We start from the raw sequence: 26,460 nt of genomic DNA, 5'->3' as shown, positions 1-26,460 counted from the left end.
AACCGCTACTGCGTGCTGCCCTACTCCTGCTCGTTCTTCCTCTGATTCATAATCACCTCCGCCAGCCTGGTCACGGCCTGCGACGCCGATGCCGGCGGCGACTGCTTGAAGCGTCCCAGCACCTCGCGCGTGATGTTCACCGATGCCACCCGGTGCTCGGCTTCGGCCGTGCGGGCGCCGATCGCGCGGTCCAGGGCGGCCAAATCGGCTGACACTTCTTCGAAGCGATGCGTTTCCAGGTCGGCCAGCGCCTTGCGCGCGTCGGCCATGCGCTGTGTTGCCTCGGCCGCCTTGCGCTGCATGCCGGCGTGGCGCTGCGCGTGCTCGAGCAGCAGGCGCTGGGCCTCGCGCTTCTCCACCGACGCCCGCAGCGCATCCTGCTCGGCCGCTTCGCGTTCGCCTGCCAGGCGCGCCTGTTCTTCTTCGGCGGCCGCGCGGGCCAGCGCGGCCTGCGCGGCGGCCTGCTCGGAGGCCAGGCGCGCAGCTGCCGCTTCGGTCGCGCGCGCATCGGCCGCGGCCTGCTGGCGCTGCGCGGCCAGCTTGCGTTCGGTCAGTTCCAGCGATTCGCGCGCCGCTTCGGTCGCGGCGCGTTCGGCCGCGATGGCCTCGTCCACCAGCGCCAGCTGGCGGCGCTCGGCGGCGGCGCGTTCGGCCTGGGCCGCCGCCAATTCGAGCGCACGGCGCGCCCCTTCCTGCTGGGCCGCCGCTGCCGCCTGGGCGTGCCCGGCTTCTTCGATGGCGGCGCGCGCCTGCGCCTGCTGGGCCTCGAGCATGGCCTGCTGCACTGCCTCGGCGCGCCGTTCAGCCCCGGCCTGCTCGCGCAACTGCGCGGCAGCGGCCTGCGCGGCGCGGGCGCGTGCTTCGGCCGCCTGCGCCAGCGCGCGTTCGGCCTGCGCCTGTTCTTGTTCGCGCGCCAGGGCGGCTTCGTCAAGCGCCGCGCGCTCGCGTTCGGCCTCCACCCGCTGCTGCGCAGCCTCGGCGCGGCGCCGGGCGGCGTCCAGCGCCTCCTGCTCGGCCGCGGCCTGCTCGCGCACGGCCAGCATCGCCGCTTCTTCCGCCGCATTGGCGGCGGCGCGGGCTTCAACCGCGGCCCGGGACAGCGCCGCGCGTTCCTCGGCCAGCGCCCGTTCGTGTTCCTGCTCGTCGGCCTCGCGCCGGGCGGCCAGGGCCGCGGCTTCGTCGGCGGCGGCGCGCTCGCGCGCATGGGTCGCGGCCTGCGCTTCGGCTTCCAGCCTTGCGGCTACCTGCGCGCCGGCGTCTTCTTCGGCGCGGGCGCGCTCACCGGCCAGCTCGCGCAGCTTGCGGTCGGCCTCGATCCGCGCTTCGGTCGCGGCCAGGATCCGGGTCTCGGCTTCACGCCGCGCTTCGGCGCCGGCGGCTGCCATCTGTTCCAGGCGCTCGCGGTGGGTGGCGGCGTCGCGCAGTTCCTTTTCGGTCTGCAGGCGCATGCGCATCGATTGGGTGGCGACGCGGTCCGACTCGGCCTGGGCCAGCGCGATCGCTTCGCGTTCCTGCTCGATATGGGCCATGGCGCGCGCTTCTTCCAGCGCGCGCGCCTCGGCCGCCGCGCGGGCGAAGCTCGAGGCCAGCGCCACCTGGTCGGCGCGTTCGCGCTGCAGGGTCAGTTCCAGCGCCTCGGCCTCGGCCTGCACCAGCATCTCGGCGGTCTGGCGGGCGCCCCGTTCGGCGCGCTCGCGCTCGCGCGCCAGGATCGCCACCCGCGCATCGGCGCTGGCGTTGTGCAGCACTTCTTCGCGCGCGGCTTCGACCGCCGCCATCCGCTCGGCCGCCTGGAGGCGGGCGCGCTCGGTCTGGACCATCAATTCGTCGGCCGCCTTTTCGGCCTGCACCGCCATCTCGGCCTGGGCTTCCACCTGGGCGGCGGCGCGGCGGCGCGATTCGTCTTCCTGGCGCGAGCGCGCCTCGGAGGCCATGCGGGTTTCGGTTTCCAGCTGCACGCGCGAGCGCAGCTCGGCGGTTTCCTGGCGAATCGCTTCGAGCCGCTCGCTGGACGCCCTGGCCGCTGCGTGCAGGGACTCGAGGCGCTCGCGGTTGGCGGCAATCGCGTCTTCGGAGGCCTGGGCATTGGCCAGAGCCGCCGCGGTGGCGGCAGCGTCCATCGCGGCGCGCTCCTCGGCCAGCGCGCGGGCGCGCGACTCGGCGTGGGCGCGGCTCTCGGCGGCCACGTTGGCCTTGGCCTCGGCCTCGACCCGGGCGATGGCTTCCTGGATCTCGTGCATCTCCATCGGCGCGCGGCCCGGCGCCTGCGGCGGGGCTGCGGGCGCCAGCTCCAATCCCCTCGGCACGACGCTGCCCGCGTGGGACAGGTCTATCGTGAAATCGATGTCGTCAGGGTCAGGTTTGATGGGTTCCATGGTCGTTCTCGGTGGCGCTGGGCCGCAGGCAAATCTGCGTCGCCAGATTATCCGGCAAATCGCGGCCGCGTGTCACGCCGAACTGGACGGTGAACGCGCGGCTATTCCGTGTTTAAAAGCCTACACCTGCCACAGCGGCGGCTCGTCCATCAGCGCCACCTGCTCGCGCAACTCCAGGATGCGGTCCTGCCAGTAGCGCTGGGTGTTAAACCAGGGGAAGGCCGCCGGGAAGGCCGGATCGTCCCAGCGCATCGCCAGCCAGTACGAATAATGGATCAGGCGCAGCGTGCGCAGGGCCTCGACCAGGTAGAGCTGGCGCGGATGGAATTCGCAGAAGTCGTCATACCCCGCCAGCACGTCGGCCATCTGGCCCACCATCTCGTGGCGCTCGCCCGAGAGCAGCATCCACAGGTCCTGGATCGCCGGGCCCATGCGGCTGTCGTCGAAGTCGACGAAATGCGGGCCATCGGGCGTCCACAGCACGTTGCCGGCGTGGCAGTCGCCGTGCAGGCGCAGCAACGGAAGTTCGCCGGCGCGCTCGTAGCAGCGCGCCACACCCGCCAGCGCCTGCTCGACCACGCTGGCATAGGTCGCAGCCAGCTCCGGCGGAATGAAGCCGTGGCTGCGCAGCCAGGCGAAGGGTTCATGGCCGAAAGTCTGCTGGTTCAGTTCCGGACGCGCCGTGAACGGCTTCAAGGCGCCGACGGCGTGGATGCGTCCGATGAAGCGCCCGATCCATTCCAGCGTGGCCGGATCGCCCAGCTCTGGCGCGCGCCCGCCGCGGCGCGGGAAGACCGAGAAGCGGTAGCCGCCAAAGCTGTGCAGGGTGCGGCCGTCGATGGTATCGGCCGGCACCACCGGAATCTCGCGCTCCGCCAGTTCGGCGACAAACGCGTGTTCTTCCAGGATGGCTTCGTCGCTCCAGCGCTCGGGGCGGTAGAACTTGACGACCACGGGCCCGCCTTCTTCGAGGCCGACCTGGTAGACGCGGTTCTCGTAGCTGTTGAGCGCCAGCAGGCGGCCGTCGCAGTAGAGGCCAAGGCTTTCGACGGCCTCCAGCACGGCCTGGGGATCGAGCCGCGCGTAGGGATGCGCCGCGGTAGTGTCGGGGGAGGTCGGGTTATCCATTTGGACATTGTAAGCGCCGCGCCCCGTCCCGTCCTATCCACAATTTCCGTGCCCTCCCGGCCCGCAGGGGTTAAACTGTCGCCTTCAAACGCAACAAGAGCCCCACATGCATCTCGACCAGCCCCTTACCGACAAAGAATTCGACGAACTCGACCAGTTCCTGCTGTCCGACCGCTCCCCCGAGGATGCGATGACGATGGACACGCTGCACGGCTACCTGACCGCGATCGCGATCGGCCCGGAAACCATCATGCCGGCCGAGTGGCTGCCGCGGGTCTGGGGCCAGGATGGCCAGCAGGCGCCGAAGTGGAAGAACAGCCGCGACGAAGAAAAGATCATCAACCTGATCATGCGCTTCATGAACGAAGTGCTGGTCACCTTCGAGGTCGCCCCGAAAGAATTCGAGCCGCTGTTCTGCGAGCACGAAGTGGGCGGCGCCAACCTGATCGACGCCGAAGCCTGGTGCTGGGGCTTCTGGGAGGGCATGGAGCTGCGACCGGGTTCGTGGGAGCCGATCTGGACCTCCGAGGTCGCCGAACTGATGCGCCCGATCTACCTGCTCGGCGCCGACGAGATCGAAGAGTCCGAATTGCCCGAAGTCGAAGACCCGAAGAAGGCGCACCAGCTGGCCCTGGCCATCGAAGCCAATCTGCCCGCCATCCACCGCTACTGGCTGCCGCTGCGCAAGCCGGCCGTGGAAACCGTCGTGCGCGAGGAGCCGAAGGTCGGCCGCAACGACGATTGCCCTTGCGGCAGCGGGAAGAAGTACAAGAAGTGCTGCGGCGCGGAAGCGGCGGAGTAAGCCAGGCCCGCGGCGGCCACCCTCAGGCCGCCGCCTCCTGCAAGCCCAACTCCAGCCCCACCAGCAAATCCCCCGGCTGCACCATCCCGGTCAGCCTGCCCTCCCCGTCCACCAGGAACACCTGCTGCGCCCCCCGTCATGGAAGCGCGCCAGCTCGCTTGCCCGGTGCTTGGCACAAGCTGAACATCCTGCCCTGCAATCATGTACGATATGCAACGCTCGCGGCCGGCCTGCGCCGCACACAATAAAAAGGACCTGCGATGACACCACGCCTGTACCCTGCCCTCCTCGCCACTGCCGTGGCAGCCGCCTGCCTGGCCGGCCCTGCCTGGGCTGCCGCACCGATGGCCAAGACCCCTGCCCCCGGCTGGTCGCGCCTCATGCTCGGCCAGTTCGAGATTACCCCGCTGTCGGACGGCACGGTCGACCTGCCGGTGGACCAGCTGCTGGCCCAGGACAAGAAGAAAACGCTCGACACGCTGGCGAAAGCGCACCTGAAGGCGCCGCTGGAAACCTCGGCCAACGCCTACCTCATCAATACGGGCAGCAAGCTGGTGATGATCGACGGCGGCGCCGGGTCCTTCTTCGGCCCGACCCTGGGCCGGCTGGCCGCCAACATCAAGGCCGCCGGCTATCAGCCGGAACAGGTCGACGAAATCTACATCACCCACTTCCACGGCGACCACGTGGGCGGCCTGGTCAACGGTGCGCAGCTGGTCTTCCCGAACGCCACGGTACGGGCCAGCAAGAAGGAAGCCGACTACTGGCTGAGCCAGGCGAACATGGACAAGGCCAAGGGCAAGGATGGCTTCAAGGCTGCCATGGCCGCCGTCAACCCGTATGTGAAGGCAGGCAAGTTCAAACCGTTCGAGGGCGACGTCGAACTGGTGCCGGGCATCCGCGCCCAGGCCGCGCCAGGGCACACGCCGGGGCACACCACCTATCTCGTCGAGAGCGGCGGCCGGAAACTGCACCTGGTCGGCGACCTGATCCACGTGGCGGCGGTGCAGATGGAAAATCCGGCCGTGACGATCGAATTCGACAGCGACCAGAAAGCCGCCGCGGCGCCGCGCAAGAAGGCCTTCGACGCCGCGGCCAAGGGCGGCTACCTGATCGGCGGCGCCCACCTGCAGTTCCCGGGGATGGGTTACCTGGCGCTTGACGGCAAGGGCTACCGCTTCATCCCGGTGAACTACACCCAGATGCGCTAAGCGGATTCGGTTCCGGTCCCGGCGCGCACGCCCTCCAGCAGGCGCGCCAGCGCATCCATGTCGACCGGCTTGACCAGGTGGTGCTGGAAGCCGGCCGCGAACGCATCCTCGCGGTCCTGCTGCTGGCCGTAGCCGGTGACGGCCACCAGCACCGTGCTTGCTGTCTCCGGCTGCGCGCGCAGGCGCCGCGCCAGCTCGCGGCCATCGATGTCGGGCAGGCCGATGTCGAGCAGGCAGACGTCCGGCGCCATGGCGCGCGCGCGTTCGAGCGCCGGCAGCGAGCCGTGTTCGACCGCGACCTCGTGCCCATGCGCCGCCAGCAGCAGGCCCAGGGTCTCGGCGGCGTCGACGTTGTCGTCCACCACCAGCACCTTGAGCGGCCCGGATAACAAGGGCGCCGCGGCCTGCGCGGCCAGGGCCGCCGGCACCGCCCCCTGCAGCAGCGGCAGGCGGATCTCGAAGGTAGAGCCCAGCCCCGGGCCGGCGCTGGCGCAGGCCACCGTCCCCCCATGCAGCTCGACCAGGTTCCTGGCCAGCGCCAGTCCGAGGCCAAGGCCGCCCTGCGAGCGGTCGGACGAGCGTTCGGCCTGGGTGAACAGGTCGAATACGCGCCTGGTCAGTTCGCGCTCCATGCCGATGCCCTCGTCGTGCACGCTGATCACGAGGCTGCCCCCAGCCGCCTGCGCGCCCAGGTCGATGCCGCGCCCTTCCGGCGTGTACTTGGTGGCATTGCCGAGGATATTGGCGACCACCTGCACCAGCCGCGCCTTGTCGCCTTCGATGATGGCCCAGGCAGGCGGCAGGTGCACCGCCAGCTTCTGGCGGCGCGCCTCGATCATGGGGCGCACCTGCTCGACCGCTTCCTGGATGACGACGCGCGCCAGCACCTGCGCCCGTTCCAGCGAGATCAGGCCGCGCGTGACGCGCGAGACGTCGAGCAAGTCGTCCACCAGCCGCGTCATGTGGCGCACCTGGCGCCCGATGATGTTGCTGCTCTGGCGCACCCGCGCTTCGTCCATGCGGCCGATGCGCAGCAGCTCGGCGGCCGCGCTGATCGGCGCCAGCGGGTTGCGCAGCTCGTGCGCCAGCATCGCCAGGAACTCGTCCTTGCGGCGGTCGGCTTCCCTGAGCTTTTCTTCGGCCAGCTTGCGGTCGGTGATGTCGCGGAAAAAAGCCGCCAGGCCGCCGTCCTGCATCGGGTAGGCCCGCACCTCGGTCCACAGGCGGGTGCCGTCCGGGAAGACGTGCGCATGCTCGGCGGCGCCGGCCACCCGCGTGCGCATCACCTCGCGGTACATCGGGCCCGGCTCGGCGTCGATCGTGTGCGGGAAGGCGTCCCAGTGGTTGCGGCCCAATACTTCGGCCGCCTCCATGCGGCAGATGCGCAGGCCTTCGGCGTTCATCTCGAGCACGTTCCAGTCGGCGTCGAACACGGCGAAGCCTTCGGCGATGGTGTCGAAGATGTCGCGGCTGCGGTCGCGTTCCGCGCGCAGCTCGGCCTGGGCGCGCGCCGTCTCGACCGCCGACCAGGTGCGCTCGGCCACGTCGCGCGCCAGCTGGATGTCGTCCTCGCTCCAGAAGCGCGGCTGCGGGCAGTCGATGCCCAGGCAGGCCACCAGCCGGTTCGATTTCACCAGCGGCACCACCAGCAGCGCGCCGATGCGCTCGGCCACGTAGGCGCTGCGGTAGCCGATGGTGCGGACGTCGTGCGCCGTGTCGTGGATGCGCACCACGCTGCCTTCGCGCAGCGCCGCGCCCACCGCCGGGCCGAAGGCATCCAGGCTGAAGCCGGGCTGCGGGCTCTTGCGCGCCTGCGGCGGCAGGTTCGGGTGCAGGCTCGCGCGCTCGTCGCGCGTCCACCAGCGCGGCGCGGCGAAGCGCCCGCTGCCCGGATCCAGTTCCGCGTACACCACCCGGTCCGCGTGCAGCTCGCCGCCCAGCAGCGCGCCGGCGGTGATGGCCACTTCGTCGCCCGACGACAGCGCCCGCAGCGCGTCCGATACCGTCAGCTCGAAGGCCGCGCGGCGCTCGGCGGCGACGCGGCGGGTGGTTTCCATCACGGTGCAGAACAGGCCGGCCACCTGGCCGTCGTCGCCCATCAGGGGCGCGTGCGAGAAGGTGAAATTGGCGCGCTCGGGATAGCCGCGCCGGTTCACCGTCATCGGCATGTCCTCGAAATACACGGGCTTACCCGACAGCGCTCGGTCGATCAGGGGCACCATCTCGCCCCAGACCTCGGCCCACAGGTCGCAAAAGCGCTCGCCGAGCGCGCGCCCGTGCTTCTGGCCGAGCAGCGGCACATAGGCGTCGTTGTAGAGGAAAACCAGGTCGGGTCCCCAGGCCAGGAACATGGGGAAGGCCGAGTGCAGCATCATGTCGACCGCGGTGCGCAGGCTGGCCGGCCAGCGCTCGGGCGGACCGAGGGGCGTCTGGTTCCAGTCGTGCCGGCGGATGCGGGAACGCATCGATGCTTCGCCACTGGGGTCAGGAAGCGCGGTCTGCGGAGCGTGGGTCATGCGAATGATTGTCGCATAACTTGTTGCCTGTCACGCATGTTTCATGACAGGCACCAAGGACAGTTGCCGCGGTATTTACGGCTTGCGCATCACAGCTTGATGAAGTGCTCGCGGTAGTAGCGCAGCTCTTCGACCGACTCATGGATGTCGGCCAGCGCCGTATGCTTCTGGTGCTTCTTGAAGCCGGATGCCAGTTCCGGCTTCCAGCGGCGGCACAGTTCCTTGAGCGTGGACACGTCCAGGTTCCGGTAGTGGAAGAAGGCTTCGAGTTTCGGCATGCCGCGCGCCATGAAGCGGCGGTCCTGGCAGATCGAATTGCCGCACATCGGCGACTTGTTGGCCGGCACGTACTGCTTCAGGAAAGCGATCAGCTCGAGCTCGGCCTGCGCTTCGGTCACGGTGGAGGCCTTGACGCGGTCGATCAGGCCCGACTTGCCGTGGGTGCCCTTGTTCCAGTTGTCCATTTTGTTGAGGGTCTCGTCCGACTGGTGGATGGCGAACACCGGGCCTTCGGCGATGATGTTCAGCTCCGGGTCGGTCACGACCACGGCCACTTCGATGATGCGGTCGTTGTCCGGATCGAGGCCGGTCATCTCCATGTCGAGCCAGACCAGGTTGAACTCGTTCGGACGCGCCGGCTTGGCCGCCCCTTCGGTTTGTGTAGCTTGTGACATAATTCTCTCTTTGCCTTATTGGTACTGCACTTCACTGTGCAAGCTTCTCCTGCATTTTCTCACAGGCACAGAATGTCTTCATTCGGGTTTTCGGTTTTGTTCGTTGTTTTCTTTGCGCTGACCCTCGGCCTGCGCTTCTGGCTGGCCAACCGCCACATCCGCCACGTGCTGCGCCACCGCGCGAGCGTTCCGGCCGAGTTCGCTCCAAAGGTGCCGCTGGCGGCGCACCAGAAGGCCGCCGACTATACGGTCGCCAAGACCCGCCTGGGCCTGGTCTCGCTCCTGTGGGGCGCTCTGGTGCTGGTCGGGTTTACCCTGCTGGGCGGCCTGCAGGCGCTGTCGAACGCGCTCTTGACCGTGACCGGCCCCGGGCTCTATCACCAGTTGGCACTGGTGGCCGCCTTCGCCGTGCTCTCCGCGCTGCTGGACCTGCCGCTCGACTGGTACCGCCAGTTCGTGCAGGAAGAGCGCTTCGGCTTCAACAAGATGACCCCTGCCTTGTGGCTGGCCGACATGGTCAAGGGCGCGCTGATGGGCGCCGTGATCGGCCTGCCGCTGCTGTGGGTGATCCTGGCGCTGATGGAGAAAAGCGGCGAACTGTGGTGGCTGTGGGCCTGGTGCGTCTGGAGCGGCTTCCAGCTCCTCATGATGGTGCTCTACCCGACCGTGATCGCGCCGATGTTCAACAAGTTCACGCCGCTCGCCGATGCCAGCCTCGCGGCGCGCATCGAAGGCCTGATGGCGCGCGTGGGATTTGCCTCGAAAGGCCTGTTCGTGATGGACGGCAGCAAGCGCAGCGCCCATGGCAATGCCTATTTCTCCGGCTTCGGCAGCAACAAGCGCATCGTCTTCTTCGACACCCTGCTCTCGCGCCTGGATCCGCACGAGATCGAAGCGGTGCTGGCGCATGAACTGGGCCACTTCAAGCTGCGCCACATCGTCAAGCGCATCGTCGTGATCTTTGCGTTGTCGCTGGGGTTCCTTGCGCTGCTCGGCTACCTGAAGACGCAGGTCTGGTTCTACACCGGCCTGGGCGTGACGCCGCTCATGAATGCCTCGAACGACGGCATGGCCCTGATCCTGTTCATGCTGGTGCTGCCGGTCTTTACGTTCGTGCTCTCGCCGCTCAACTCGATCACCTCGCGCAAGCACGAATTCGAGGCCGATGCCTTCGCCGCCAGGCATACCGACCAGGCGCACCTGGTGTCGGCCCTGGTGAAGATGTACGAAGACAATGCCTCGACCCTCACGCCCGACCCGCTGCATTCGGCATTTTACGATTCCCACCCGCCGGCCTCCGTGCGGGTAAAACATCTCACCATGGCGGCCGCATGAAACTCCTCGAACGCCACTGCACCCACGGCGCGCCCGCGCTCGAGCTTGAGGCCATCCGCGCCCTGCTGGCGCAGGTAGCGGGCTGGCAAGCCAATGGCGGCGCCATCGAACGCGAATTCACCTTCGCCGACTACCGCTCCACCATCGCCTTCGTGAACGCAATCGCGACCATGGCCGAAACCGAGAACCACCATCCGGACATGCGCGTGGGCTACCGCCGCTGCACCCTGGTGTACACCACCCATTCGGCCGGAGGCGCCCTCAGCGCCAACGACTTCATCTGCGCGGCCAAGGCCGGCTGGCTGTACGAACAGGGGCGCGCGGCATGAGCGGATCGAACGACGGCCTGACCGGCACCATTATCGCGGCGCACGGCCGCCACTACCTGGCCGACGCCGATGGCGAAAAGCTCCAGTGCGTCACGCGCGGCAAGAAGACCAACGTGGCCGTGGGCGACATCGTCCACCTCAAGAAGACCTCCGACAACCAGGCCGTGATCGAGCGCATCGCCGACCGCACGACCCTGCTCTACCGCTCGGACCAATACAAATCGAAACTGCTGGCGGCGAACATCACGCGCCTGTTCATCGTCGTCGCCACCGAACCGGGCTTCGCGGATGATCTGGTCTCGCGCTCGCTGGTGGCGGCAGAAGCGGCCGGCATCGAAGCCCACATCATCCTGAACAAGATCGACGTCGAGGCGCTGCTGCCGCGCGCCCGCGAACGGGCCGGCCTGTATGGCTCGCTCGGCTATCCGGTGCACGAGCTGTCGGCCACCGCCAAGCCGGAACACGCGGTCGAGACCCTCATGCCGCTCCTGGCCGGCCAGTCGTCGATCTTCATCGGCCAGTCGGGCATGGGCAAGTCGTCGCTGATCAACCTGCTGGTGCCGGACGCCGACATCGCCGTGCGCGAGATCTCGGAAGCGCTGGACACCGGCAAGCACACCACCACCTTCACCCGCTTGTACTGGCTGCCGGGCGGCGCGTCGATCATCGATTCGCCGGGCTTCCAGGAATTCGGCCTGTACCACCTGAGCGAAGGCATGCTGGAACGGGCCTTCGTCGAATTCAAGCCCTACCTGGGCGGCTGCAAGTACTACAACTGCCGCCACCTGCAGGAGCCGCAGTGCGCGGTGCTCGATGCGGTGGCCGCCGGAAAAATCGCGCGCTACCGCCATGAGCTCTACGGCCAGTTGCTGCACGAGTCGGCGCAGACCCTGTATTGAACTGGAGGGCGGAATCTCGCTTTTGCAGGGTGGGCGGGTTTTCCCGCCCGCGCGTTCAACCGGGGCAAGATCAGCCCCCACTGCTGATCTACCGATAACGATCACCGCGCGGTCGGCGAAGCCGACCACCCTACGAACCCAGCTTTCCCTAGCGTCAAGCAAAAACCCTTATAATTCAAGGGACAAACAGCAAAGCAAAGACGATATGCCAGTCGCAAAAGTAAAGCACTTCCTGCAATTCTCCGATTTTTCCGCCGACGAATTCGAGTACGTCATCGCGCGCGCCAAGGTCATCAAGCGCAAGTTCAAGGCCTATGAGGTCTACCACCCGCTGGTCGACCGCACCCTTGTGATGGTGTTCGAAAAGAGCTCGACCCGCACCCGCCTGAGTTTCGAGGCCGGCATGCACCAGCTGGGCGGCGCCGCGATCTACCTGAACACGCGCGACAGCCAGCTCGGACGCGGCGAGCCGGTGGAAGACGCGGGCCAGGTCATGTCGCGCATGTGCGACATCATCATGGTGCGTACCTTCGGCCAGGAGATCATCGAGCGCTTCGCCGCGCACTCGCGCGTCCCGGTGATCAACGGCCTGACCAACGAACACCATCCCTGCCAGGTGCTGGCCGACATCTTCACTTTCTACGAGCACCGCGGCCCGATCGCCGGCAAGACGGTCGCCTGGATCGGCGACGCCAACAACATGCTGTATTCCTGGCTGCAGGCGGCCGAAGTCTTCGGCTTCCACCTGAACGTCTCGACCCCGAAAGGCTACGAGATCGATCCAAAGCTGGTCGCGACCGAACGCTACACCCTGTTCGAGAACCCATCCAGCGCCTGCGAGGGCGCGCACCTGGTCAGCACCGACGTCTGGACCAGCATGGGCTATGAAAAGGAAAACGCCGAGCGCCTGAAGGCCTTCGACGGCTTCATCGTCGACAGCGCCAAGATGGCGCGCGCCACGCCCGACGCCCTGTTCATGCACTGCCTGCCGGCCCACCGCGGCGAAGAAGTCTCCGCGGAGGTCATCGACGGCCCGCAGTCGGTCGTGTGGGACGAGGCGGAAAACCGCCTGCACGTGCAGAAGGCCCTGATCGAATACCTGCTGCTCGGGCGTATTGAAGACCACTGATTTTTTAGCAGCACCCTTTGTTTGATCGTCGGCGCGCAAGCGCCGGCTGACCATCTCAATCCCACCTCCCCTCCACACTGGAACCATCCATGAGCGACATTAAAAAAGTAGTCCTCGCCTACTCGGGCGGCCTCGATACCTCGGTCATCCTGAAATGGCTGCAAGATCACTACGGCTGCGAGATCGTCACCTTCACCGCCGACCTCGGCCAGGGCGAAGAACTCGAGCCGGCGCGCGCCAAGGCGATCAAGTTCGGCATCAAGCCGGAAAACATCTACATCGACGACGTGCGCGAAGAATTCGTGCGCGACTTCGTGTTCCCGATGTTCCGCGCCAACACCGTCTACGAAGGCGAATACCTGCTGGGCACCTCGATCGCGCGTCCCTTGATCGCCAAGCGCCTGATCGAGATCGCCAACGAGACCGGCGCCGACGCCATCTCGCACGGCGCCACCGGCAAGGGCAACGACCAGGTGCGCTTCGAGCTGGGCGCCTATGCGCTCAAACCCGACGTCAAGATCATCGCTCCATGGCGCGAATGGGACCTGCTCTCGCGCGAGAAGCTGCTGAAGTACGCGGAAGACGCCGGCATCGCGGTGGACATGAAGCACAAGAACGGCGGTGCGCCGTACTCGATGGATGCGAACCTGTTGCACATTTCGTTCGAAGGCCGCCACCTCGAAAACCCGAGCGCCGAAGCCGAGGAATCGATGTGGCGCTGGACCGTGTCGCCGGAAGCGGCGCCGAACGAAGCCGAGTACCTGGACCTCGAATACGAGCGCGGCGACATCGTGGCCCTGAACGGCGTGCGCATGAGCCCCGCCACCGTGCTGACCGAGCTGAACCGCCTGGGCGGCAAGCACGGCATCGGCCGCCTCGACCTGGTGGAAAACCGCTACGTCGGCATGAAGTCGCGCGGCTGCTACGAAACCCCGGGCGGCACCATCATGCTCAAGGGCCACCGCGCGATCGAATCGATTACCCTGGACCGCGAAGTGGCGCACCTGAAGGACGACCTGATGCCGCGCTACGCGAGCCTGATCTATAACGGCTACTGGTGGGCGCCGGAACGCGTCGCGCTGCAGACCCTGATCGACCACACCCAGGCCACCGTCAACGGCTGGGTGCGCGTCAAGCTCTACAAGGGCAACGTGATCGTGGTCTCGCGCGACTCGAAGACCGATTCGCTGTTCGACATGAACATCGCTACGTTTGACGAAGACGGCGGCGCGTACAACCAGGCCGATGCGGGCGGCTTCATCAAGCTCAACGCGCTGCGGATGCGGATCGCGGCGAAGGCAAGGGCCAAGCGCGGGCAGTAAGCGCCTTGGTTCGAGAGCCGCCTGAGGGCGGCTTTTTTTATGGTTGTGCGAGCCGGGGTGGCAAACGATACCCGCGCTCGCCACCTGAGCCGCCTGCCGGCGCCGTGCCACGCGCGCCTGCCATTTCCGGTTCCGGCTAGAATCGGTTCTGGCACCGACCACAGCGAGCACGCATGCGTTCCGACGACGAACCCGACCGCGCCAACGCGCCCTGGCGCGACTTCTCCCCCCACCCGCCGGCGCTGCCGGCCGGCCTGGCCCGCGAAGATGCGTTTGCCATCATCTATCGCAATATCGAGGATGTCATCTACCGGCTCGCCGTCGAGGTGAACGGCTTTCGCTTCGTCAACGTCAATCCGGCCTTCTACAAGATCACGCAGCTGCGTCCCGAGCAGGTCATCGGCAAGCTGGTGGACGACGTGATCCCCGAACCTTCGCTGGCGCTGGTGCTCGGCCATTACCGCCGGGCGATCGCAACCGGCCAGACCCAGCGCTGGGAGGAGGCCAGCGACTTCCCGGCCGGACGCAAGGTGGGCCAGGTATCGATCACGCCGGTGTTCGATGCCGCCGGCCGCTGCACCGACCTGGTGGGCACGGTGCACGATATTTCCGACCTGATCCAGCGCGAGGACAAGCTGCAGCAGGCCAACCGGGCGCTGGAGCAGGCCTTCGCCACCCAGGGCCGGCTGGCCGAATCGCTGCGGCGCGAGGAAGAGCGCCTGGTGCTGGCGCTGGACGGCACCGGCGAAGGGGTCTGGGACTGGCGCATGGACGAGAATTCCACGACCTTCTCGAACAAGTGGAAAGAGATCATGGGCGTCACGGGCGACATGGGCGATTCCACGCCGCGGGAGTGGACCAGCCGCATCCATCCCGATGACGCCGCCCATGTGCGCGATACCGTTGCGCGCTACCTCAGGGGCGACACCCCGCTCTACACCTGCGAATACCGGATCCGCCGCGCCACTGGAGAATGGATCCGGGTGCGCTCGCGCGGCAGCGTGGTCGAGCGCGACGCGGCCGGCCAGCCGCTGCGCATGATCGGCACCATGACCGACATCACCGAGGCCTACCGGATGCGCCAGGCACTGGCCGACAGCAACCAGCGGCTGGCCCAGCTGGCGCAGCAGGTTCCGGGCGCCCTGTTCGAACTGGTGCGGGGCGCCGACGGCGGCATCGGCTGCCCCTTCATCAGCGACATGGCGCGGCCGCTGTTCGGCCTGGCCCCGGCGGAGATCCAGGCCGACCTGTCTTGCCTGGAGCGCCGCATCCCGCAAGGGCAGCGCGCCCGCCTGCGGCGCGCGCTCGAATGGTCGGCCGCGCAGCTGCAGCCGCTGCAGGCCGAGTTCCAGGTCGAGCTGCCCGGCGGCGAACACTGCTGGCGCGAAGTGATCGCCACCCCGACCCGCGCCGCGAATGGCGACACCGTCTGGTATGGCTTCACCGACGACATCTCGGGCCGCAAGCACAGCGAAGACATGATCCGCCAGTTCACCCGGAAGCTCGAGCGGCGCGCCAACTACGACGCCCTCACCGGGCTGCCCAACCGCGCCCTGTTCCGCGACCGCCTTGAGCAGGCGATCCGCCGCGCCGAAGACGACCGGGGCGGCGAGGACGGCCGCGCAGGCCGTGAAGTGGCGCTGCTGTTCATCGATCTCGACCGCTTCAAGGAAGTCAACGACCTGCTCGGCCACGGCGCCGGCGACCTGCTGCTGGTGGAGGCGGCGCGCCGCATCCAGGCCTGCGTGCTCAAGAGCGATACCGTGGCCCGCCTGGGCGGCGACGAGTTTACCGTGATCCTGACCGAAGCGCGCGAGCTGGCGCACGTCGAGGCGGTCGCGCAGGCGATCCTGGACGCGCTGGCCCTGCCCTTCCAGGTCCAGGCCGAGGTGCTGCACATCGCCGGCAGCATCGGCATCGCCCGCTTCCCCGGCGACGCCGCCGACCCGGACGAGCTGATGCGCAATGCCGACCATGCCATGTACCGCTCCAAGTCCGCCGGCCGCAACCAGCTCACCTTTTTCGAGGCGGACATGCAGGTTGCGGCGATCCACCGCCTCAAGCTGCTCGCCGAGCTGCGCCGCGCCGTCCCCGAAGGCCAGCTCGAACTGTACTTCCAGCCCATCGTCGACCTGGCCTCAGGCCGGATCGTCAAGGCCGAGGCCCTGCTGCGCTGGCACCATGCCTCGGGCGCCCTGCTGGGGCCGGACACCTTCATCGAGGTGGCCGAGGAATCGGGGCTGATCCATGACATCGGCGACTGGGTATTTCGCAACGCGGCGGACCATGCGAAGCGCTGGTCCGGCCTGCTGGGGCGGGATCTCCAGGTGAGCATCAACAAATCGCCCGTCCAGTTCCAGCCCCAGGCCCAGGCCTACGGCGCCGACTGGGTGGCCTACCTGGAGCAGATCGGGCTGCGCACGCGCTGCATCAACGTCGAGATCACCGAAGGCCTGCTGCTGAACCTGTCGGATACCGTGCTGTCGAAGCTGGCGGCCCTGCAGGCCAGCGGCATGCAGGTGTCGATCGACGATTTCGGCACCGGCTATTCGTCGATGAGCTACCTGAAGCGTCTCGATATCGACTACCTGAAGATCGACCAGTCCTTCGTTGCGGAGCTGGTGCACGACAACTTCAGCCGCACGATCACCGAGACCATCATCGTCATGGCCCACAAGCTGGGGCTGAAGGTGATTGCCGAAGGCGTGGAAACCGCCGAGCAGCGCGACTGCCTGTGCCAGTCCGGGTGCGACTACGCCCAGGGCTTCCTGTTCTCGCGGCCGCTGCCGGCGGCGGCCTTCGAGGCGCTGCTGGTGCAGCAGTAAGCGGGCGCCGGCGCCCGGGTGGCATATCAGTTGCGCAGGTCGTCCACCGGCTCCTGCCCGAAGCGCTTGGCCAGCAGGTAATCCACCAGCGCGGCCGCGCAATCGCCTGGCGCCACCAGCGCCCCGCCCTCCTTCATCTCCACAAAACGCTGCCTGAGCGGGAAGCGTTCTCCGGGCGTGGCGCGGATCTCGGCCTGCATGTCGGTGTCGATCACGCCGGGCGCCAGGCTGCAGGCCAGCACGCGCGGGTCGGCGTCGAGGCTTACTGCGCGCGCGTGCTGGTCGAGCGCCGCCTTGGTCGCGCAGTACACGCTCCAGCCGGGATAGGCGCTGCGCGCTGCGCCGCTGGACACATGCAGGATGCGCCGTTCGCCCCCCGGCGCGGCCTGCACGAAGGCGGCCGACAAAGCCAGCGGCGCGCCGACGTTGATGATGGCCGCGCGCAGGCTTGCTACCGGATCCTGCGCGGCCAGCGGGCCCACGGGACTGACGACGCCGGCATTGTTCACCAGCAGCGCGGTGTCGCAGCCGGCCAGGAAACTGCGCAGCGCATGCCCTTGCAGCCAGGCCGCCAGCGCCGTGGCGTCGCCCAGGTCGACGACGGCCTGCTCCATGCCCTCGCCGATTTCAGCGTGCCCGCGCGCCACGCCCAGCACCGGAATGCCGCGCGCCACCAGTTCGGCCGCCACCGCGGCGCCCAGGCCCCGGGTGTGGCCCGTCACGACTGCCTTGATCATGTCGCCTCCTTAAATGAATACCGGTTCCGGCTCCAGTTCCACGCCATAGCGCGCCGCCACGTCGGCCTGGATCGCGCGCGCCAGGCGCACCACATCCTCCCCCAGCGCTCCGCCCAGGTTGACCAGCACCAGCGCCTGCTTCGGATACACGCCCGCAGCACCCAGCGCCCTGCCCTTCCAGCCGCACTGGTCGATCAGCCAGCCGGCGGCCAGTTTTTCGGTTCCGTCCGGCTGGGCGTGGTGCACCAGCGCCGGATACCGCGCCAGCAGTTGCGCGCACTGCTCGTTTGATACCACCGGGTTCTTGAAGAAGCTGCCGGCGTTGCCGATCTCCGCCGGGTCGGGCAGCTTGCGGCGCCGGATCGCTTCGACCGCCTGCCCGATGTCGCGGGGCGTGGGAGAGAGCACGCCAGCCGCCTCCACCGCATTGGCCAGTTCGGCATAGCGCAGATTCGGGGTCCAGGCGAGCGGCAGCGCGAAGGTGACGTCCAGCACCACCAGCGTGCTGCCTTCCGGATGCTTGAAGATGCTGTCGCGGTAGCCGAAGCGGCAGGCCGCGGCGTCGAGCGTGCGCGTCTCGCCGCTGGCCATGTCGTAGGCCGTGAGCGAATGAAACGTATCCCTGGTTTCGGTGCCGTAGGCACCCACGTTCTGGATCGGCGCCGCGCCCACGGTGCCCGGGATCAGCGACAGGTTTTCCAGCCCGCCGAAGCCCTGGGCCAGCGTCCACTGCACGAATGCATGCCAGTTTTCGCCGGCCTGGGCGCGCACCAGCAGCTTGCCATCGTGCTCGCCCAGCACTTCCTTGCCCAGGCCCGTCATGTGCAGCACGATGCCGTCGACATCGCGCGTGAACAGCATGTTGCTGCCGCCGCCGAGCACGAGGCGCGGCAGCGCGGCAAGCAGAGGGTCGCACCGCACCGCCTCCAGTTCGGCGGCGCCCGTTACCTGCAGGTAATGCCGGGCCCGCGCCGGGATGCGGAAGGTGTTGAGGGAAGCGAGCGGATAGTCGTCGAGGATGGGGAGTCGTGGGTGCATGGCGTCATGGTGTTTTTGCTCATTATAGGGGCAAGCCGGGGCCGGGGCCGGGCGCACCTGTTGCCCACAAGGCAAATTGTGGTCGCGTGCGGGCGCCGTTGTCCGTTAAAATAGAGGGATTCATCTATTAGCAACATCAGAAAAAGGAACCCGCCATGCCATCGTTTGATGTCGTCTGCGAAGCAGACATGGTCGAAGTAAAGAATGCCGTTGAACAATCGAACAAGGAAATCACCACCCGCTTCGACTTCAAGGGCAGCTCGGCCAACGTCGAGCAGAAGGACAAGGAACTGACCCTGTTCGCCGATTCCGACTTCCAGCTCAGCCAGGTCAAGGACGTCCTCATCAACAAGATGGCCAAGCGCAAGGTCGACGTGCGCTTCCTCGACGAAGGCAAGGTCGAGAAGATCGGCGGCGACAAGGTCAAGCAGGTCATCAAGGTGCGCAACGGCATCGAGACCGAGGACGCCAAGAAGATCACCAAGCTGGTCAAGGAAAGCAAGATGAAGGTGCAGGCCAGCATCCAGGGCGAATCGGTGCGCATCACCGGCGCCAAGCGCGACGACCTGCAGACCGCCATGGCCATGCTGCGCAAGGATGTCGAAGACCTGCCGCTGGCGTTCAACAACTTCCGCGACTGAACCACCGGGCCGGCCTGCCGGTCCTGCCGCGCGGTGAACGCTGCGCAAGCCATGTCCCGCCTTGGGGTAGAATGACGACCGTGTACGCGCACGGCCGTTGATGCATTTGTACGCGTAGGAAACTACGGTAGTCTAAGGATTGCAATGAAACGTGTTGATGATTTCCGCCTGCGAATGGGCAACAAGGAATATGTGCCCATCATGATCGGCGGGATGGGCGTGGATATCTCGACCTCGGAGCTGGCGCTGGAAGCGGCCCGCCTGGGCGGCATCGGCCACATTTCCGATGCGATGGTGCAGGATGTGTCCGACCGCAAGTTCGACACCAGCTTCGTCAAGGAAAAGACCAAGCTCTACAAGTTCAACATCAACAACATGAACAAGGCGGTGGTGCAGTTCGACCTCGACCGCCTGGCCGAAGCGACCCGCCTGCACGTGGGCGCGACCATGCAGGCGAAAAAGGGCAACGGCCTGATCTTCGTGAACTGCATGGAGAAGCTGACCATGAACGCACCGAAGGAAACCCTGCGCACGCGCCTGTCGTCGGCGCTGGACGCCGGCATCGACGGCATCACCATGTCGGCCGGCCTGCACCTCGGTTCCTTCGAACTCATCAAAGACCACCCGCGCTTCCGCGACGCCAAGCTGGGCATCATCGTGTCCTCGGTGCGCGCGCTGCAACTGTTCCTGCGCAAGGTGTCGCGCCTTGACCGCCTGCCCGACTACATCATCGTCGAAGGCCCGCTGGCCGGCGGCCACCTGGGCTTCGGCATCGACGACTGGAAGCAGTACGACCTGCACACCATCATGGACGAAATCCATGCCTACATGCGCGCCGAGCAGCTCGACATTCCGGTGATCGCCGCGGGCGGCATCTTCACCGGCACGGACGCGGCCGGCTTCATGGAAAAAGGCGCGGCCGGCGTGCAGGTGGCGACCCGCTTCACCGTGACCCACGAATGCGGCATGCCGGATCACGTCAAGCAGGAATACTTCCGCGCCAGCGAAGAAGACATCATCGTCAACGGCGTCTCGCCGACCGGCTACCCGATGCGTATGCTCAAGAGCACGCCGGCAATCGGTTCCGGCATCCGCCCTGGCTGCGAATCCTATGGCTACCTGCTGGACGCCACCGGCAATTGCGCCTACATCAATTCGTACAACCGCGAAGTGCAGGCCAGCCCGGACGGCAAGAACATCTCGGTGCTCGATAAAACCTGCCTGTGCACGCATATGCGCAATTTCAATTGCTGGACCTGCGGCCATACGACCTACCGCCTGAAGGACACCACGCACCGTCTGTCCGACGGCAGCTACCAGATCCTGTCGGCCGAGCACGTGTTCCAGGACTACCAGTTCAGCGTCGACAACCAGGTTGCCTTGCCGCCGAAACAGGAAATCGTGGCGGCCTGAGCGTGATGGCCTGAGGCGCCTGGCGCGGCAGGTCTGTTCCACTGCTCCCTTCCCCAGAAGCCACGGCCTGCCGTGGCTTTCTTGTTTGCGCCACCTCCGTGCGAACGCGTGTAAGCTGAGAACCATCGAGCGCTTTTCACGAAGGGTGCCGGCATGACCACCATCGATCCATCTGCCCAGGTCGTTTTCCTGACCGACGACGAAGGCAAGGTCATCACGTGGAATACTGCCTGCGCGCGCCTGTTAGGATGGACGCTGGCCGGCGCTCCCGGCCGCTCCCTCCTCGATCTCCTCGTGGGCGATGCCCCCTGGCCGGCGCTGGCCGCAGCCGGCGGCGCCCGGGTCCGGCTGCGTTTTTCCGGCGGCCGCGACGGTCCCGCCACCCTGAGCCTGGCACGCCAGTACGACGCCGCCGGCGAACCCTGCGGCTGGAGCGCCGGCATCGTCATCGATCCGTCCGAATCCGTGCGCGAATCCGACCGCGTCGGCAGCACGCCGTTGTCCCAGGTGGTCGACCTGCTGCCCGGCACCTTCTATGCGATCAACCGCGAGGGCCGCTTCATCCTCTGGAACCATAACCTCGAACGCCTCACCGAAATGACGCCGGACGAACTGGCGGCGGCCCAGGTGCTCGACATGTTCGAGCCGCACGAACGCGAGATGGCGGTGGAGAACATGCGCCGTGTCTTCGACGAAGGCGCCGAGGTCTCGATGGAAATGAATTACGTCGCCCGCAGCGGCCGCGAAACGCCGATGATGGTGGGCGGTGCGCTGGTCAGCTGCAACGGCGACCAGTACCTGTTCGGGATGGGTGTGAACATCGCCAAGCGGCGCGACAAGGAGCGCCGCCTGCTCCTGAGCGAGCGCGCGCTGCACGCGGCCAGCAACGGCATCGTCATCACCCGCTGCTGCGGGCCCGACAACATCATCGAATACGTCAACCCGGCCTTCGAGCGCATCGCCGGCTATCCGGCATCTGAAGCCATCGGTCGCGACCCGCGCTTCATGGCCGCGCCCCATTTCGACACCAACGAGCGCAGCCAGATCCGCGTCGCCCTGGCCGAACGGCGCCCGGTGAGCGTGGTGTTCCGCAACCTGCGCAAGAACGGCGAGCTGTTCTGGAACGACCTGAGCGTGACCCCGGTGCGCGACGAGTATGGCGAAGTCACCCACTTCATCGGCATCCTGCAGGACGTCACCGCCACCAAGCAGCGCGCCGACCATCTCGAGCACGAGATCAACCACGACGCCCTTACCGGCCTGGCCAACCGCACCCTGCTCTGGGACCGGCTCGACCATGCGGTGCACCTGGCCCACCGCCACGAGGCCATGGTGGCGGTCGTCCTGATCGACCTGAACAACTTCAAGACCATCAACGACACCTTCGGCCACGAGGCCGGCGACGTGGTGCTCAAGGTGGTGGCGCGGCGCCTGCAATCGGCGGTGCGCGAGAGCGATACGGTGGCGCGCATGTCGGGCGACGAGTTCGTACTGGTGCTGGTGGACCAGCCTTCGCTGCGCTTTACCCTGCGCATGGTCGAGCGCTTGCGGCACTCCATAACGATGCCCGTAGCGTTTGGGGGCAACGAGATTCCCGTGGGCGCCAGCCTGGGCGTGGCGACCTACCCGCACGACGGCCTGTCGCCGACCGAACTGGTGCGCTCGGCCGACATGGCCATGTACCACGCCAAGGGCAATGGCGGCGGCGTGCACTTCTTTTCGCCCGAGATGCGCTCGGCCAACGAGAAGCGCGCCGCGCTGGCCGACGGCATCCGGGCCGCGCTCGACCACGACGAATTGTTCCTGCTGTTCCAGCCGCGCATGGACGCCAGGAGCGGCAAGGTGCGCGGCTTCGAGGCCCTGCTGCGCTGGCGCCATCCCAAGAACGGGGTCATGCTGCCGGCCACCTTCCTGGCCGAGGCCGAGGAATCCGGCCAGATGGTCGAGATCGGCAACTGGGTGCTGGACCAGGCCTGCGCCTTCCAGCAAAACTTGCGCCAGCTCGGCTACACGGGCCTGCCGGTGTCGGTCAACGTCTCGCACCGCGAATACAGCCAGCACGGTTTTGTCGCCGGCATCGCCGAGCGCATGCAGCGCCATAACCTGCCGCCCGGCAGCCTCGAAATCGAGATCCCCGAAGCCGACCTGATCCGCAACCCCGGCCTGGGGCGCGACCTGTCGGACCAGCTGCGCGAGACCGGCGCGGCGCTGTCGATCGACGAATTCGGCAAGGGCATTTCCGACCTGTCCTTCCTGCAGCAGCTGTCGGTGCAGCAGGTCAAGCTGTCGAAAACAGCCGTGCACGACATCGCCGGCGAGGGCCGCGGCAGCATGCTGGCCAAGACCCTGATCGACATCGGCCACAACCTCGATCTGTCGGTGGTCGGCGAGGCGGTCGAGACCGAGGCCCAGATGGCCTTCCTCACCTCGCACGGCTGCGACCAGTTGCAAGGGCAATGGTTCAGCGAGCCGCTGGCGGCGGAGGCGGTGCGGCAGTTGCTGGAACAGCGTTATCACGCGTAGTGAACCTGGCACGCGGCCTGATAACGGACGATTAGAGAGAACTGTAGCGTGGGCAGGTTTCCTGCCCACGCGGTGATAGTTAGCGTAGGAAAAAACGCACCGCGTCCGTGCTACCGCTGGTTGAACGCGCGGGCGGGAAACCCGCCCGCCCTACGAGACAGTGGCGGCTATTGAGTGACCGACTCAACCGTCCTTGTTGATCCGGTTGATCAGCGCCCCCAGCACGTCTTCCGCCAAGTCGTTATCCACCTGGCAGGTGCCGGCATTCTCGTGCCCGCCGCCGCCATACTCCAGCATCAGGGTGCCGATATTCGTGTTCGAGGTCCGGTTCAGGATCGACTTGCCGGTGGCGAACACGGTGTTCTGCTGCTTGACGCCCCACAGCACGTGGATCGAGATATTGGTTTCCGGGAAGAGCGCGTAGATGATGAATCGGTTGCCGGCATAGATGGTCGCCTCGTTGCGCAGGTCGAGCACCACCAGGTTCTTGTGCACGCTGGCGCAGCGGCGGATCTGCTCCTTGCACAGCTGGCTGTGCTCGAAGTAGAGCGCGGTGCGCTCGCGCACGTCGGGCAGCTCCATGATCTGCTCGATCGAGTGCTGGGCGCAGTAGTCGATCAGGGCCATCATCAGCTGGTAGTTCGAGATGCGGAATTCATGGAAGCGGCCCAGGCCGGTGCGGGCGTCCATCAGGAAGTTCAGCAGGTTCCAGCCCTGCGGGAACAGCACCTCGTCGCGCGAGAAGCGCGCGGCGTCGCCCTTGTCGACCGCCGCCATCATGTCGCCCCAGGCTGCCGGGAAGGTTTTCGCGCCGCCGTAGTGGTCGTAGACGACGCGTGCGGCCGACGGGGCTTCCGGATGGATGATGTGGTTCGCGCGGATGCCCGTGTTGCGGATGGTCTCGGACAAATGGTGGTCGAACGACAAGTGCGCCGCCGCCACATAAGGCAGGTTGGTCGTGATGTCGCGACCGGAAATGGCGATTTTGCCGTCCTGCATGTCCTTCGGATGCACGAACAGGATGTCGTCGATCAGGTCGAGGTGCTTGAGCAGGACCGCGCACACCAGGCCGTCGAAATCGCTGCGGGTAACGAGTCGGAATGTTTCGTGAACGGCTGACATCGGCACATCCTTTCGAGAACGGGAATCGGATTGCGAAGCGTGGACTGCCGAACGGCGGACCGGACCTCAAAGATCATACCTTGCAATGTTTCCAAATGACAGCCTTTGCGTTGGCGCATTCTGGCTTGACGAAGCGCAGCCTGTGCCCCGGATCGTGCAGGCTGTCGCACGGGGCTGGCTCCCGGGCGGCGGCGGGGGTAAAGTTGCATCATCCCAACAGTCATGGGTGCCGGCGATGTTGTATTTCCGGCACGCGCTCGCAGCGACGCGGTACACTCGCCGCTTGCTCCAGCACCCCACGACAAGAAACACACAGTAATCATGCAAGCACGGAATACAAGCCAGCATTATTTTTCCAGCGTCCTGTCGTGGATCTTCCGCGGCTTCGATGCCGTGGCGACCTGGGTCACCCAGCTGTCGTGGTGGAAGTTTTTCCTGTTCGCGCTCCTGACCCTGGCCGCCGGCGCCATCCTGCAGGAAGAATTATTCTCCGGCCCGGCGGAGGAAGATATCGCGCGTGCCGAGCGCGATGCCGGCCGCCGCAGCGATGCCGCCATCCTGATCGACGAGAGCGGCATCCGCTTCAACCCGCGCCGCAAACCCCGCAGCGGCGCGGCAAACGTGCCGCCCGAGCCGCCGCCGGCGCCGGACGCCCCCGCCGCGCCGGCGCCGAGCACGACGCCCTCCCCCGCTATTTATCCGAACGGCGAATCGGTGCACATCGAGCTGCCGCCGCAGATCGGCGAGGAACTCTCGAACGCGATCGAGATGGCGGTCGAAGACGCCGCCGAGCAGAAGGTGTCGCGCTACCACAAGCAGGCCTCGACCTGGTTCATGAACTTCGTGCTGCTGTTCGTGCTGGCGCTGTTCGGCACCAAGGCCCTGGTCGGCGGCAAGAAGCGCGCCGTGGCCGAAGCCCAGGTCGCCAATGCCGCCGCCGAGCGCGAAGCGATGCAGCGCCAGCTGTCGGAAACCAAAATGCAGATGATGCAGGCCCAGGTCGAGCCGCATTTCCTGTTCAACACCCTGGCCTCGGTCGAGCACCTGATCCAGGTCGACCCGCCGCGCGCCTCGGCCATGCAGCGCAGCCTGATCCAGTACCTGCGCGCAGTGCTGCCGCAAATGCGCGACAACGCCGTGGTCACGGGCCTGGGGCGCGAAGTCGACATGGTCACGGCCTACCTGGCCCTGCTCAAGATGCGCATGGAAGAGCGCCTGAACGTGATCATGCAGATTCCCGACGGCCTGCGCACCGCGGCCTTCCCGCCGATGATGCTGCAGTCGATGGTCGAGAACGCGATCAAGCACGGCCTCGAGTGCAAGCCCGAAGGCGGCACCCTCAAGATCACCGCCGAAGTGGCCGACAGCAAGCTGCGCGTGACCGTCGCCGACGACGGCGTGGGCTTCGGCGTGGTGCCGAGCGACGGCACGGGCCTCGGCCTGCAGACCATCCGCGACCGCCTCAAGCTGCTGCACGGCGACGCCGGCCAGCTGCACATCGCCGCCAACAGCCCGAGCGGCGTGATCGCGATGATCGAAGTGCCCTACCAGCTGTCCAGGCAGGCTTAAGCCCCTGCTCCTGGGGCGCATGCAGGGTGACTTGCCTGCCGCGCTGTTTCGTTGAATAATTGTCACCTTCCTTCTGCCACGAGAGAACCATGCCTACCGCGATTATTGCCGACGATGAAAGACTGATGCGCGACCAGCTGCGCATGCGCCTGTCCGAGGCCTGGCCGGAACTGGAGATCCTGGGCGAAGCCAAGAACGGCGAGGAAGCGGTGGAACTGGTCGACCAGCTGCGGCCCGACCTGACTTTTCTCGACATCCGCATGCCCGGCAAGACCGGCATGGAAGCGGCGCGCGACATCGGCGAGCGCAGCCAGGTCGTGTTCGTCACCGCCTACGACCAGTATGCGGTCGAAGCCTTCGAACGCGGCGCGGTCGACTACGTGCTCAAGCCGACCGAACCCGACCGCCTGAAGATCACCGTCGACCGCCTCAAGCAGCGCCTGCAGCAGCCCGCCGCGAAGGTCAACGACAGCGTGCAGGCCATGCTCTCGCAACTGGCCGAGAAGATCGGTGCGCCAAAACCCAAGCACCTGCAATGGATCCAGGCCAGCATCGGCCAGGACCTGCGCATGATCCCGGTGGAAGACATCCTGTTCTTCCGCTCGGACGAAAAATACACCTGCGTGCAGACCGCCGGCTTCGAGGCCCTGATCCGCAAGCCGGTGCGCGACCTGGCCGACGAGCTCGACCCCTCGCTGTTCTGGCAGATCCACCGCGCCACCCTGGTCAATGTCAACGCGATCGAAGGCGTGACCCGCGACATCCGCGGGCGCCACCTGGTGCTGGTCAAGGGGCGTCCCGAGAAGCTGGAAGTGAGCCGCAGTTTCCTGCACCTGTTCAAGCAGATGTAAGCGTCCGTGGCGGCCCTGTAC

At 66.8% G+C, this 26,460-nt stretch carries 20 protein-coding genes; 13 read left to right on the top strand and 7 right to left on the bottom strand.

Translation table 11 applies throughout. The features are described 5' to 3' along the window. Positions 1 to 20: 20 nt before the first annotated feature. Both AC56LR_RS13365 and AC56LR_RS13360 read right to left on the bottom strand, forming a co-directional pair. Positions 21 to 2,375: a coiled-coil domain-containing protein gene (locus AC56LR_RS13365; RefSeq protein ID WP_497131016.1), complete on the bottom strand. Its 2,355-nt coding sequence runs from the start codon at positions 2,373 to 2,375 to the stop codon at positions 21 to 23. Between the two features lie 120 nt (positions 2,376 to 2,495). Continuing rightward, positions 2,496 to 3,503 carry a serine/threonine protein kinase gene (locus AC56LR_RS13360; protein WP_497131014.1) on the bottom strand — a complete coding sequence of 336 codons (1,008 nt, stop codon included), beginning with the start codon at positions 3,501 to 3,503 and terminating at the stop codon, positions 2,496 to 2,498. 106 nt (positions 3,504 to 3,609) lie between these two features. Here AC56LR_RS13360 and AC56LR_RS13355 point away from each other — a divergent pair, with 106 nt between their 5' ends. After that, entirely contained in the window at positions 3,610 to 4,305 is a 696-nt protein-coding gene (locus AC56LR_RS13355; protein WP_497131013.1) for a UPF0149 family protein, read from the top strand. Between the two features lie 260 nt (positions 4,306 to 4,565). Then, the gene (locus AC56LR_RS13350; RefSeq protein WP_497131012.1) at positions 4,566 to 5,516 is read left to right on the top strand and encodes an MBL fold metallo-hydrolase; all 951 of its coding nucleotides are present in this window, start codon (positions 4,566 to 4,568) and stop codon (positions 5,514 to 5,516) included. Here the strand turns inward: AC56LR_RS13350 and AC56LR_RS13345 are convergent. Both AC56LR_RS13345 and orn read right to left on the bottom strand, forming a co-directional pair. After that, positions 5,513 to 7,981 (bottom strand): ATP-binding protein, encoded by a 2,469-nt coding sequence (locus tag AC56LR_RS13345; protein WP_497131011.1) that lies wholly within the window; start codon positions 7,979 to 7,981, stop codon positions 5,513 to 5,515. The two genes, AC56LR_RS13350 and AC56LR_RS13345, sit on opposite strands and share 4 nt — an antisense overlap. Before the next feature lie 140 nt (positions 7,982 to 8,121). Further along, positions 8,122 to 8,706, bottom strand: a complete 585-nt coding sequence (gene orn, locus AC56LR_RS13340; protein ID WP_497131010.1) for an oligoribonuclease — start codon at positions 8,704 to 8,706, stop codon at positions 8,122 to 8,124. Positions 8,707 to 8,778: 72 nt separating this feature from the next. Between orn and AC56LR_RS13335 the strand changes: the two genes are divergently transcribed. The 6 genes from AC56LR_RS13335 (at position 8,779) to AC56LR_RS13310 (ending at position 16,545) form a co-directional block, all read left to right on the top strand. Then, complete coding sequence (locus tag AC56LR_RS13335; protein WP_497131009.1) at positions 8,779 to 10,041, top strand: M48 family metallopeptidase; 1,263 nt, start codon at positions 8,779 to 8,781, stop codon at positions 10,039 to 10,041. Further along, positions 10,038 to 10,370, top strand: a complete 333-nt coding sequence (locus AC56LR_RS13330) for a 4a-hydroxytetrahydrobiopterin dehydratase (RefSeq protein ID WP_497131007.1) — start codon at positions 10,038 to 10,040, stop codon at positions 10,368 to 10,370. The genes AC56LR_RS13335 and AC56LR_RS13330 overlap by 4 nt, the downstream gene beginning before the upstream one ends. Further along, on the top strand, positions 10,367 to 11,269 hold the full coding sequence (gene rsgA / locus AC56LR_RS13325) for a ribosome small subunit-dependent GTPase A (protein WP_497131005.1): 903 nt from the start codon (positions 10,367 to 10,369) through the stop codon (positions 11,267 to 11,269). Before AC56LR_RS13330 ends, rsgA begins: the two co-directional genes overlap by 4 nt. Positions 11,270 to 11,474: 205 nt before the next feature. Next, positions 11,475 to 12,398, top strand: coding sequence for an ornithine carbamoyltransferase (gene argF / locus AC56LR_RS13320; RefSeq protein ID WP_497131003.1), 924 nt, complete (start codon positions 11,475 to 11,477; stop codon positions 12,396 to 12,398). Between the two features lie 89 nt (positions 12,399 to 12,487). Next, entirely contained in the window at positions 12,488 to 13,720 is a 1,233-nt protein-coding gene (locus AC56LR_RS13315; protein WP_497131001.1) for an argininosuccinate synthase, read from the top strand. 173 nt (positions 13,721 to 13,893) lie between these two features. After that, positions 13,894 to 16,545, top strand: a complete 2,652-nt coding sequence (locus AC56LR_RS13310; RefSeq protein ID WP_497130999.1) for a sensor domain-containing protein — start codon at positions 13,894 to 13,896, stop codon at positions 16,543 to 16,545. A 26-nt stretch (positions 16,546 to 16,571) separates the two neighbouring features. Here AC56LR_RS13310 and AC56LR_RS13305 read toward each other — a convergent pair whose 3' ends face one another. Together AC56LR_RS13305 and murB are read right to left on the bottom strand one after the other, a co-directional pair. Continuing rightward, the gene (locus AC56LR_RS13305; protein ID WP_497130998.1) at positions 16,572 to 17,282 is read right to left on the bottom strand and encodes an SDR family oxidoreductase; all 711 of its coding nucleotides are present in this window, start codon (positions 17,280 to 17,282) and stop codon (positions 16,572 to 16,574) included. A gap of 9 nt (positions 17,283 to 17,291) precedes the next feature. Then, positions 17,292 to 18,320 carry a UDP-N-acetylmuramate dehydrogenase gene (gene murB / locus AC56LR_RS13300; RefSeq protein WP_497130996.1) on the bottom strand — a complete coding sequence of 343 codons (1,029 nt, stop codon included), beginning with the start codon at positions 18,318 to 18,320 and terminating at the stop codon, positions 17,292 to 17,294. A gap of 155 nt (positions 18,321 to 18,475) precedes the next feature. Here murB and AC56LR_RS13295 point away from each other — a divergent pair, with 155 nt between their 5' ends. The 3 genes from AC56LR_RS13295 to AC56LR_RS13285 all read left to right on the top strand — a co-directional run bounded on the left by AC56LR_RS13295 (position 18,476) and on the right by AC56LR_RS13285 (position 22,897). Then, entirely contained in the window at positions 18,476 to 18,961 is a 486-nt protein-coding gene (locus AC56LR_RS13295; RefSeq protein ID WP_497130994.1) for a YajQ family cyclic di-GMP-binding protein, read from the top strand. A 144-nt stretch (positions 18,962 to 19,105) separates the two neighbouring features. Continuing rightward, entirely contained in the window at positions 19,106 to 20,374 is a 1,269-nt protein-coding gene (locus AC56LR_RS13290; protein WP_497130993.1) for a nitronate monooxygenase, read from the top strand. A gap of 153 nt (positions 20,375 to 20,527) precedes the next feature. After that, a complete protein-coding gene (locus AC56LR_RS13285) occupies positions 20,528 to 22,897 on the top strand; it encodes a putative bifunctional diguanylate cyclase/phosphodiesterase (protein WP_497130992.1) in 2,370 nt (789 codons plus the stop codon). A gap of 183 nt (positions 22,898 to 23,080) precedes the next feature. Here the strand turns inward: AC56LR_RS13285 and AC56LR_RS13280 are convergent, their stop codons facing one another. Further along, a complete protein-coding gene (locus AC56LR_RS13280) occupies positions 23,081 to 24,019 on the bottom strand; it encodes an exopolyphosphatase (protein ID WP_497130990.1) in 939 nt (312 codons plus the stop codon). Between the two features lie 321 nt (positions 24,020 to 24,340). Between AC56LR_RS13280 and AC56LR_RS13275 the strand changes: the two genes are divergently transcribed. Both AC56LR_RS13275 and AC56LR_RS13270 read left to right on the top strand, forming a co-directional pair. Further along, complete coding sequence (locus AC56LR_RS13275) at positions 24,341 to 25,588, top strand: sensor histidine kinase (protein WP_497130988.1); 1,248 nt, start codon at positions 24,341 to 24,343, stop codon at positions 25,586 to 25,588. An 89-nt stretch (positions 25,589 to 25,677) separates the two neighbouring features. After that, positions 25,678 to 26,439: a LytR/AlgR family response regulator transcription factor gene (locus AC56LR_RS13270; protein ID WP_497130986.1), complete on the top strand. Its 762-nt coding sequence runs from the start codon at positions 25,678 to 25,680 to the stop codon at positions 26,437 to 26,439. Positions 26,440 to 26,460: the final 21 nt, after the last annotated feature.

This window comes from Telluria sp. ZT3P39, from assembly GCF_059685935.1.
Note: the sequence above shows the minus strand (reverse complement) of the source record. Positions and strands in the feature narration are given on the sequence as shown.